Here is a 9,851-nt window from a genome sequence, read left to right as displayed (position 1 = left end):
CCCTGGCCGCGGGTGTCCTGGTGGGCTCGCAGCAGTACGATCCCCGGGTCGTCCAGACCCCCGACTACACCGGCGAGATCCTCTCCGGCTCGTTGCTGGCGGGAGACTCCGTCTGGACCCTGGATTCCGCCCTCGAGTACATTCTGTCCGCCGCCGACGAGAGCGAGGAGGGTTGAGATGAGACGCGCCCTGTTGCTTCTGCTGCTGGTGTCGATCGGGCTCAACATCGGTCTGGGGGTCGCGCTGAAACGCAGCCGGGACGGCGCCCTCGAAACGTCGCGCTGGTCGTACGTCGACCGCGTCCCCGGCTTCGACCGTCCCGACAGCCTGCGCCCCGGCGGCCACGGCCGCTTCGGCAGGGAATGCCTGCACCGGATGCGCGAGATGCACGCGCGCCTGTCGCCGGAGCTGAACGAGCGGCGCCGGTTGCTGCACGCGGCCCGGGCAGCCCTGAACGAGGCCCTGCACCGCGACGACGTCGACGAGGACGAGATCATGGAGCTCGTCGGCGCCATGATCGCCGCCCAGGGCGGCATCGATTCCCTGCTCGTCTCCAATCTCGTCCGGGAATTGCAACTGATGCCTCCCGAGGACCGCGACGAGTTCCTGCGCCAGCTCGACCGGATCGGCGGTCCGTTCACCGGCCGCGGCCGGGGCCGACCGCCCGTCTCTCCTTGACACGACACCCGGGGTGACGTTTAATTTCCATAGCTTACCTCGGTTACGAGACGCCCTACAGGGGCTTGCCAGGCATTGGCCCGACCCCACCAACGACGGCTATCGAATCATCGACTGGACAAACAATACCGCGTGCGATCCAGGGAGAGTCCGAATGAGAGCGAAGAAAATCCTCGTCCTTGCCGGTGCGCTGGCCCTGCTCGCGATCGCCGGCTGCCGTTCCGCCCACGTGACCAGCGCCATCCTCTACATCGACCAGCTGATGTACGACAAGGCCATCTCGGTGCTGCACGAAGGACTGGACTACAGTCCCGACGAGGCGGAGGCCTACTTCTATCTCGGCGAGGCTCATTCCAAGAAGGCCGAGGAGCAGATACGGGAGAACGATTTCCTGGAGGCGAAGCGCAACTACAGCATGTCCTACGACTATTACCAGAAGACCCTGAAAATGGATCAGGGCCTGAACGACCGAGTCCAGGAATCGCTCCGCTACAACTACTTCATGCAGGTCAACAACGCCACGAACGAGTACCAGGCCGGCTACTACGAGGCCGCCGAGGGCTATTACAGGCTGGCTTTTGCCGCCCTGCCCGATTCCCTCTCGCCCATCAAGAACCTGGCTCGCGTGAAGATACAATTGGCCATGGAGCATGACAACGACCCGGCCATTCTCCAGGAGGCCCTGGAGCTGCTCGACCAGGTGCTCGAGGGCAATCCCGGCGCCTACGAACTGCTCTCGGACAAGGCCAACGTCCTGAGCCGCCTCGACCGCAAGGACGAAGCGGTGGCCATCTACGACAAGCTGCTGGTCGATCACCCGGACGATGCCCCCCTGATGGTCGACATCGCCAACCTGTCCCAGGAACAGGGCGATTTGGAGCGCGCGGGCGACCTGCTGGTGCGCGTGATGGGGATCTACGAGACCGACGACGATACGGCCAACGACGAGGACGTCTATTTCCTCTCGCTCCAGGCGGCCATTCTATACGCCGACAACCGGGTGCTGCGCTATCCGGACGCCATCGAGATGTACGGCATGGCGCTGGCGCTGGAGGACATCCCCGAGGAGAACACCCTGCTGCAGAAGCTCCAGCTCCACTACAAGTACGGCGCGCAGCTGGAAGAGCGAGCCGCGGACGAGCAGGACCCCGCGGCCAAGGAGGAGCTGGCACGGCAGGCCCGCGAGCAGTTCGAGACCGGCGTGAACGTGGGCAACGCCCTGGTCAGCCAGTACTTCGAGAGCACGTACGGTTATTACTACCTGGCTCTCTGCTACGGCAAGCAAGGCAACCAAGCCAACTTCGATCTGAACATGGAACAGTACCGGAGGCTGTTGGAGTAACGGATCGGCGGCATCCGTCGAGGCAACAACCCGCTGGACACGACGTTGCGCATGTAGTATTCTGAATGCGCTGCAAGGACATCCGCTCTCAAGACCAAACAGGGATTATCCAGATAGATCGGGACCGGCCGAGGGGGTGCCGCGCCCGGCAACGAACCCGCCGATAGATATACCTTCACCCGCAGGTAGACCGCGTACACGCGCAACCTTCAAGGCGTACGAAGCCACAGGAGAGACATGGACATCAAGGAACTCCAGGACAAGAGCATCATCGAACTGGTGGACATCGCCAGGGATCTGAACATCGAGGGGCTGAGCACCCTGCGCAAGTCGGAGCTCATCTTCAAGATCCTCGAGGGGCAGACCGAGAAGAACGGCCTGATCTTCGCCGAGGGCGTCCTGCAGGTGCTGCAGGAGGGATACGGCTTCCTGCGCTCCGCCAAGTACAACTATCTGCCCGGACCCGACGACATCTATCTCTCCCCCTCCCAGATCAAGAAGTTCGATCTGAAGACCGGCGACACGGTCTCGGGCCAGGTCCGTCCGCCCAAGGACAACGAGCGTTATTTCGCCCTTCTCAAGGTGGAGTCCGTCAACTACGAGGACCCCGAGAAGGCAAAGACCATGACGCTCTTCGACAACCTGACCCCCCTGTACCCCGAGGAGATGCTCAACCTGGAGTGCGAGAACGGCGACATCACGACGCGCCTGATCAACCTGATGGCACCGATAGGGAAGGGGCAGCGCGGCCTGATCGTCTCGCCCCCGCGTGCCGGCAAGACCATCATCCTGCAGAAGATCGCCAACGCCATCACCGAGAACAATCCCCACGTCCACCTGATCGTGCTGCTGATCGACGAGCGTCCGGAAGAGGTCACCGACATGGCCCGCTCGGTGCGCGGCGAGGTCGTCAGCTCCACCTTCGACGAGCCGGCCGAACGGCACGTGCAGGTCGCCAGCATGGTGCTGGCCAAGGCCCGCCGCCTGGTGGAGCACCACCAGGACGTGGTGATCCTCCTCGATTCGATCACCCGCCTGGCGCGCGCCCACAACACCGTGGTACCCCACTCGGGCAAGATCCTGTCGGGCGGCGTGGACTCCAACGCCCTGCAGAAGCCCAAGCGCTTCTTAGGGGCCGCGCGCAACATCGAGGAGGGCGGGTCGCTGACGATCATCGCCACGGCCCTGATCGAGACCGGTTCGCGCATGGACGAAGTCATTTTCGAGGAGTTCAAGGGCACCGGCAACATGGAGCTGGTCCTGGACCGCAAGATCGCCGAGAAGCGGGTCTACCCGGCCGTGGACATCTTCAAGTCGGGCACGCGCAAGGAGGATCTGCTGATCGATCCCAAGGATCTCAACAAGATCTGGATCCTGCGCAAGTACCTGGGCGACTACAGTCCCCAGGAGGCGATGGAGTTTCTCATCGACAAGCTGGGCAAGACCAAGAACAACGAACAGTTCCTGGCCGCCATGAACGCCTAGCAGGGTATAGAGGACAAAATATTTGCTCTTTGGGCGCCGAATCACTATCTAGTTGGCTGTTCACCGTGCGTTGACATGCGATCGAGGTGTGAGGAATGAAAAAGGGCATCCATCCCAAGTACGTGGATTGCGAGATCACCTGTCTCTGCGGCAACGTGATCAATACCCGCTCCACCATGGCGAAGATCAACGTGGAGATCTGCTCCGCCTGCCACCCGTTTTTCACGGGCCAGCAGAAGATCGTCGATACGGCAGGCCGAGTGGAACGCTTCATGAAGCGCTACGAGGGAGTCTACGGGGACAAGAAGAAGAAGAATTAGCGGAGCGGACGCACCGATAGAGGATGCGCCGCACGCCCGACACACTAATTGACGAGGGTGCTGGCGAATTGACCGGCGCCCTCTTTCTATGTGGAGGGCACCAGGCGACGAACCGAGCAGGAGTTTCCATGAGTGAAGGTACCGACGGGCGGGAATACGATCCCGGCAAGCTGGATCTGGCCGTGGGCGGCCAGGCGGTCATCGAGGGGGTGATGATGCGGTCGCCGACCGCCATCGCCACCGCCGTGCGCACGCCCGGGGGCCGTATCGTCGTGCGCAAGAAACCCTTCCGCAGCATCATGAAGCGCCTGCCATGGCTGAACGTGCCGCTGCTGCGCGGCGGTATCCACCTGCTGGAATCCATGAGCATCGGCATCGCCGCGCTGATGTACTCCGCCGACCAGGCGCTCGAGGACGATCGCGTTGCCGAGGAGAAGAAGGGCGCACGCGACACCGTCATGATGTGGGGCACCATCGTCCTCGCGTTCGCCCTGAGCCTGGGGCTGTTCTTCTACCTGCCCCTGCTGATCACCGACCTGATTGGCGTGGAGCACAGCATCTGGTTCAACGTGGTCGACGGCGTCATCCGCATCGCCATGTTCGTGCTCTATCTCAAGCTGATCTCCAGGATGAAGGACATGGCGCGCGTCTTCGAGTATCACGGCGCCGAGCACATGTCCATCCACGCCTTCGAGAACGAGCGCGAGCTGACGATCGAGCAGACGCGCCCCTTCACCACCCTGCATCCCCGCTGCGGCACCAGCTTCCTCTTCTTCGTGATGCTCATCGCGCTGGTCGTCTTCAGTTTCCTGGGGCGGCCGGAGACCATCGGCGAGCGCCTGCTGCGGCTGGCCTTCATCCCCGTGATCGGCGGGCTGGCCTACGAGGTCATCAAGCTGTCGGGTCGCTTCAAGGACGCCGCCTGGCTGCGTCCGCTGATCTGGCCCGGACTGATGCTGCAGAAGATCACCACCAGCCGCCCCGACGACAGCCAGCTGGAAGTGGGCCTGGCCGCCCTGAAGGCCGTGTTGACCCCGGAGGCAGAGGGATTCCGCGAGAAGACATACTTCGAGCTGGCCCCCGCACCGGCCGCCGAAACCGGGACGGATTGAAATGCGCGAGATCATTGCCGGACTCCGCGATCGCCGGTCGGAAATCGAGGCCGAGCTGAGTCGTCCCGGACTCGTCAAGGATCGCGACAGATTCCGCGAGGTGTCGCGCGAGCACGCCCGGCTGAGCGACATCCTGGCTCTGGGCGAGCGCTGGCTGGCCCTGGACGCGCAGGTCGCCGGCAACCGGGAGCTGCTGGCGACCGAGGACGACCCGGATCTCCTGGAACTTGTCAGGGAGGAGCTACCGCAGCTCGAGGAGGCCCTGACGCAGGCGAGCGCCGAATTCGAGCTGGCGCTGCTGCCCCCCGATCCGAACGACGACCGCGACGCCATCCTGGAGGTTCGCGCCGGTACCGGCGGCGACGAGGCGGCCCTCTTCGCCGAGGAGGTGGCGCGCATGTACGTGCGCTTCGCCGAGCGTCGCGGCTGGAAGACAGAGCTGATCGGAGGCACGCCCGGCGCGTCCGGCGGCATGAAGGAGGTCAGCTACGCCATCCGCGGCGACGACGTGTACGGCGTGCTGCGCTGGGAGAGCGGCGTACACCGCGTCCAGCGCGTGCCGGCGACCGAGTCGCAGGGTCGCATCCACACCTCCGCCGTGACGGTGGCGGTGCTGCCCGAGGCCGAGGAGGTGGACGTCCGGATCGAAGAGAACGATCTGCGCATCGACGTCTACCGCGCCCAGGGGCCCGGCGGCCAGTCGGTCAACACCACCGATTCCGCGGTGCGCATCACCCACCTGCCCAGCGGCATCGTCGTGCAGTGCCAGGACGAGAAGTCGCAGCACAAGAACAAGGCCAAGGCCATGACGGTGCTGCGGTCGCGCCTGCTGGAGCAGGCCATCGCCGAGCAGGAGGCGCAGCGCTCGGCAGAGCGGCGGTCCATGGTCGGCACCGGGGACCGCAGCGCCAAGATCCGCACCTACAATTTTCCCCAGAGCCGCGTGACCGATCACCGGATCGGGTTGACCGTTCACAGTCTCGACGCCATCATGCAGGGAGAGCTGGAGGCGGTCGTGGACGCCATCCGCGAACACCGCCGGCAGGAGGCGCTTGCAGAGAGCCGAGGCGGTTGAGATCGTGGCACCGGTACGGGGGTGACGGCCGCCGCGGGGGGACCATGGCCGAACCACTGAAGACCGTACGCGACCTGATTCTCGTCACCGCCGACTATCTGGCGGACAAGGGTGTCGATTCCGCCCGTCTCAACGCCGAGCGGCTGCTGGGCGACGTTCTCGGCCTCGCGCGCATAGATCTCTACCTGAATCACGACCGACCGCTGACGCCCGACGAGCTGGACCGGTACCGCGGACTCGTGAAGCGCCGCGCCGCCGGCGAGCCGTTGCAGGCGCTGCTGGGCGAAACGGAGTTCTACGGGCGGGGGTTCAAGATGGCCGCCGGCGTCTTCATACCGCGCCCGGAGACGGAGCGTCTGGTGGAGACCTGCCTCGGCCTGCTGACCGGCGGCAACAGCAGCCTGCTGTCGCCCCTGGCCCTGGAGATCGGGTGCGGCAGCGGCGTCATCGCCTGCACGCTGGCGGCGGAGATCCCGCGCCTGCGGGTCATCGCCTCGGACATCTCCGGACCGGCGGTCGAACTCGGCCGGGTCAACGCGCGCCGTCTCGGCGTCGCCGCCCGCGTGGAGTTCCTGGTCGGCGAGCTGGACGAGCCCTTCCCGGCCGACCTGCGGGGTCGGGCCAACCTGCTGGTGAGCAACCCGCCGTACATCCGCAGCGCCGACGTGCCGGGACTGCCGCGTGAGGTGCTGGCCCACGACCCGGTCGCGGCCCTCGACGGGGGGCCGGACGGCCTGCGCTTCTACCACGAGCTGGCCCGCCGCGCCGCCGCGTGGCTCTTCCCGGGCGGCTGGCTGGCGGTGGAGATCGGACACGACCAGCCCGACCAGGTGTCGGCCATCTGCGCCGCGTCGGGCCTGGCGGAGATCGAGGTGACCCGCGACTACAACGACCTGCCGCGCGTGGTGACAGCGCGCCTGCCGGACGTCATACCGCAACAGCAGGGAGACTGACGTGGACCGTTTCGTCATCGAGGGACCGACCCGGCTGTCGGGAGACGTGAGGGCCGCCGGCGCCAAGAACGCCGTGTTGCCCCTGATGGCCGCCGCGCTGCTGTCGAGCGGCGCGTCGGTCATCCGCAACGTGCCCGATCTGCGGGACGTGCGCACGTTCATGCGCCTGCTGGAGATCCTGGGCGCCCGCTGCGACCTGACCGCCGGCACGCTGCGCATCGACACCTCCGGTGCCGACGGCATCGAGGCGCCCTATGAACTGGTCAAGACCATGCGGGCCAGCGTCTACGTGCTCGGACCGCTGCTGGCCTACAAGGGCGAGGCGCGGGTCTCGCTCCCCGGGGGCTGCGCCTGGGGGCCGCGACCGGTGAACCTGCACCTGGAGGGCATGCGCGCCCTGGGCGCGGATCCCGGGCTCGACGGAGGTTACATCCACGCCCGCGCTCCGCGGGGTCTGCGCGGCGGCGAGTTCCGCTTCGAGCCGAGCAGCGTGGGCGCCACCTGCAACGTGCTCATGGCGGCGGTGCTGGCCGACGGCGAGACCCGGCTGCACAACTGCGCCGTGGAACCGGAGGTCACCCAGCTCGCCGAGGCGCTCGTCGAGTCCGGCGCGCGCATAGACGGCCTCGGCGGCGCGACCCTGACCGTGCGGGGCGTCCGGGCCCTCGGCCCGATCCGCCACGAGGTCGTGCCCGACCGCATCGAGGCGGGAACGTTCCTCGCCGCGGCCGCCATCACCGGCGGCGACGTCACGGTGCTGGACTGCCGGCCCGATCATCTGGTGGAGCCGCTGGCCGCCCTGCGCAGCATGGGTTGCGAGATCGAGACCGGCGCAGACCGCGTGCGCCTGGCAGCGCCGCAGCGGCCGCGGCCGGTCGAGATCAAGACGCGGCCCTTCCCGGGCTTCCCGACCGACATTCAGGCCCAGATCATGGCCGTGGCCGCGCTGGCCGACGGCGTCAGCCACATCACCGAGAACATCTACCCCGACCGGTTCACGCACACCGCGGAGCTGCGCCGCCTCGGCGCCGACATCCGGCTCGACGGGGCCACGGCGACGATCTTCGGCGTCGCGGAGCTGTCGGGCGCGCCCGTGATGGCCACCGACCTGCGCGCCTCGGCGGCGCTGATCCTGGCCGGCACCGCGGCGCGGGGCACGACCACGATCGAGCGCGTCTACCACATCGACCGCGGGTACGAGCGGATCGAGGAGAAGCTCGCAGCCCTCGGGGCGCGGATCAGGCGGGAGAGCGCGTGAGCGGCACGACACGGCATTTCATCCTCGGCACCGCCGGCCATGTCGACCACGGCAAGTCGGCGCTGATCAAGGCGCTCACGGGCACCGACACCGACCGCCTCAAGGAGGAGCGCGACCGCGGCATCAGCATCGAGCTGGGTTTCGCGGAGCTGCCCCTGGGAGACGGCACGGTCCTGGGCGTCGTCGACGTGCCGGGCCACGAGCGCTTTGTCAAGCAGATGGTGGCCGGCGCCGGCGGCGTGGACCTGGCCTTCCTGGTGGTGGCGGCCGACGAGGGGGTCATGCCCCAGACGGTGGAGCACCTCGAGATCCTGGCGTCGCTGGGCGTGCGCGGCGGCGTGATCGTGATCACCAAGCTGGACCTGGTGGAACGTGAGCTGGCCGAGGTGGCCGCCGAGGAGGTGCGCGACCTGGCGGCCGGCACCTTCCTCGCCGACAAGCCGGCGGTCCTGGTCTCCGCCGTCACCGGCGAAGGACTGGACGAGCTGCGCGCCGCCATCAGGACCGAGGCCGAGGCCCTGCCCGCACGAAGTGGGGAAGGGCCCTTCCGTCTGCCCGTGGACCGTCTCTTCACCATGCCCGGCGCGGGGGTGATCGTCACCGGCACCTGCTGGAGCGGCTCGGTCGCGATCGGCGATCAGCTGGTCGTCGAACCCGCGGGCGCCAAGGTCCGCGTACGCGACGTGCAGGCCCACGGGCGCCCCGTGCCGCGGGGCGGATCCGGCCAGCGCCTGGCCCTGGCCCTGCACGGCGTCAAAAAGGACGAGATGGAACGCGGCTATCAGGTCGTCTCGCCCGGCCTGTGCGGCTCGGTCCGGCAGCTCGACGCGCGGATCGACCTCGTGGCGCACTTCAAGGGCGAATTGAAGAACCGCCAGCGCGTGCACGTGCACCACGCCGGCCGCGAGGTGCTGGGCCGCGTCGTCCTCCTGGACGAGGATCTGCTCTCCCACGACGCCGGCCGCACCTCGGCACGGGTGCAGTTGCACCTGGAGCAGCCGCTGGTGCCCTGTCCAGGCGACAGGCTGGTCCTGCGCTTCTACTCGCCCCTGGTGACCATGGCCGGGGGCCGCGTGCTGGCGGTCGGCCCCCCGCGGCGCAAGCGCTACGACGAGAAGGCGCTCGCGGAGCTCGCCGTGCTCGAGGAGGGCGATCCGGCGGAGCTGTTCCGGCAGCGGCTGCGCGAGGCCGGTACCGCCGGCCTGCCGGCGGCCGGGCACGCGGAACACGACGATGATCCCGCCGTCCTGCGCGTCGGCAAACGTCTCTACGACCGCGCCCTGACCGCCGACCTGGCCGCAGCCGTGGACTCGCTCGCCCGCGAGGCCTACGACCAGAACCCGCTGCGCGGCGGCGTGAGCAAGGAGGAGGCGCGTCGGCGCGTGAAGTTCGACGGCGGGCGCGCGGAATGGAACACCCTCGTCGAGGCGCTGGCCGCCGTTCGCGGCTGGACCACCGCGGGCGAACGCATCGGACCCGCCGGGGCCGCGGCACTGCCGGTCGCGTTGCAGGCGGCCGTCGACAAGGTCGAGACGGTTCTCAAGGACGCGGGCCTGACGGGGACGGACACCGCCGATCTCGGGGGCGATTCGCACGAATCCCTCCGTTATCTGACGGCCAACGGTCGT

At 67.4% G+C, this 9,851-nt stretch carries 9 protein-coding genes; all 9 read left to right on the top strand.

Annotation, left to right across the window (positions count from 1 at the left end):
* The first annotated feature begins 177 nt into the window (after positions 1–177).
* The gene (locus KJ554_02815) at positions 178–678 is read left to right on the top strand and encodes a hypothetical protein (protein MBU0741269.1); all 501 of its coding nucleotides are present in this window, start codon (positions 178–180) and stop codon (positions 676–678) included.
* A 154-nt stretch (positions 679–832) separates the two neighbouring features.
* A complete protein-coding gene (locus tag KJ554_02810; protein MBU0741268.1) occupies positions 833–2,020 on the top strand; it encodes a tetratricopeptide repeat protein in 1,188 nt (395 codons plus the stop codon).
* A gap of 237 nt (positions 2,021–2,257) precedes the next feature.
* Positions 2,258–3,505: a transcription termination factor Rho gene (gene rho, locus KJ554_02805; protein MBU0741267.1), complete on the top strand. Its 1,248-nt coding sequence runs from the start codon at positions 2,258–2,260 to the stop codon at positions 3,503–3,505.
* A 95-nt stretch (positions 3,506–3,600) separates the two neighbouring features.
* Complete coding sequence (rpmE, locus tag KJ554_02800) at positions 3,601–3,825, top strand: 50S ribosomal protein L31 (protein ID MBU0741266.1); 225 nt, start codon at positions 3,601–3,603, stop codon at positions 3,823–3,825.
* A 128-nt stretch (positions 3,826–3,953) separates the two neighbouring features.
* Positions 3,954–4,937 carry a DUF1385 domain-containing protein gene (locus tag KJ554_02795; protein MBU0741265.1) on the top strand — a complete coding sequence of 328 codons (984 nt, stop codon included), beginning with the start codon at positions 3,954–3,956 and terminating at the stop codon, positions 4,935–4,937.
* Between the two features lies 1 nt (position 4,938).
* The gene (gene prfA / locus KJ554_02790) at positions 4,939–6,012 is read left to right on the top strand and encodes a peptide chain release factor 1 (GenBank protein MBU0741264.1); all 1,074 of its coding nucleotides are present in this window, start codon (positions 4,939–4,941) and stop codon (positions 6,010–6,012) included.
* Positions 6,013–6,056: 44 nt separating this feature from the next.
* A complete protein-coding gene (prmC, locus tag KJ554_02785) occupies positions 6,057–6,965 on the top strand; it encodes a peptide chain release factor N(5)-glutamine methyltransferase (GenBank protein MBU0741263.1) in 909 nt (302 codons plus the stop codon).
* Between the two features lies 1 nt (position 6,966).
* Entirely contained in the window at positions 6,967–8,223 is a 1,257-nt protein-coding gene (murA, locus tag KJ554_02780) for a UDP-N-acetylglucosamine 1-carboxyvinyltransferase (GenBank protein ID MBU0741262.1), read from the top strand.
* The coding region (gene selB, locus KJ554_02775) for a selenocysteine-specific translation elongation factor (protein ID MBU0741261.1) at positions 8,220–9,851 on the top strand (1,632 nt) is incomplete at its 3' end. The genes murA and selB, both read left to right, overlap by 4 nt.

The sequence above is a fragment of the bacterium genome, assembly GCA_018814885.1.
Classification (GTDB): domain Bacteria; phylum Krumholzibacteriota; class Krumholzibacteriia; order LZORAL124-64-63; family LZORAL124-64-63; genus JAHIYU01.
This window is presented reverse-complemented; position numbering and strand designations above follow the sequence as displayed.

Excerpts from the sequence above, each read along its gene's own strand:
- KJ554_02815 (MBU0741269.1), top strand. The coding sequence starts at position 178 with ATGAGACGCGCCCTGTTGCTTCTGCTGCTGGTGTCGATCGGGCTCAAC.
- KJ554_02810 (MBU0741268.1), top strand. The coding sequence starts at position 833 with ATGAGAGCGAAGAAAATCCTCGTCCTTGCCGGTGCGCTGGCCCTGCTC.
- rho (MBU0741267.1), top strand. The coding sequence starts at position 2,258 with ATGGACATCAAGGAACTCCAGGACAAGAGCATCATCGAACTGGTGGAC.
- rpmE (MBU0741266.1), top strand. The coding sequence starts at position 3,601 with ATGAAAAAGGGCATCCATCCCAAGTACGTGGATTGCGAGATCACCTGT.
- KJ554_02795 (MBU0741265.1), top strand. The coding sequence starts at position 3,954 with ATGAGTGAAGGTACCGACGGGCGGGAATACGATCCCGGCAAGCTGGAT.
- prfA (MBU0741264.1), top strand. The coding sequence starts at position 4,939 with ATGCGCGAGATCATTGCCGGACTCCGCGATCGCCGGTCGGAAATCGAG.
- prmC (MBU0741263.1), top strand. The coding sequence starts at position 6,057 with ATGGCCGAACCACTGAAGACCGTACGCGACCTGATTCTCGTCACCGCC.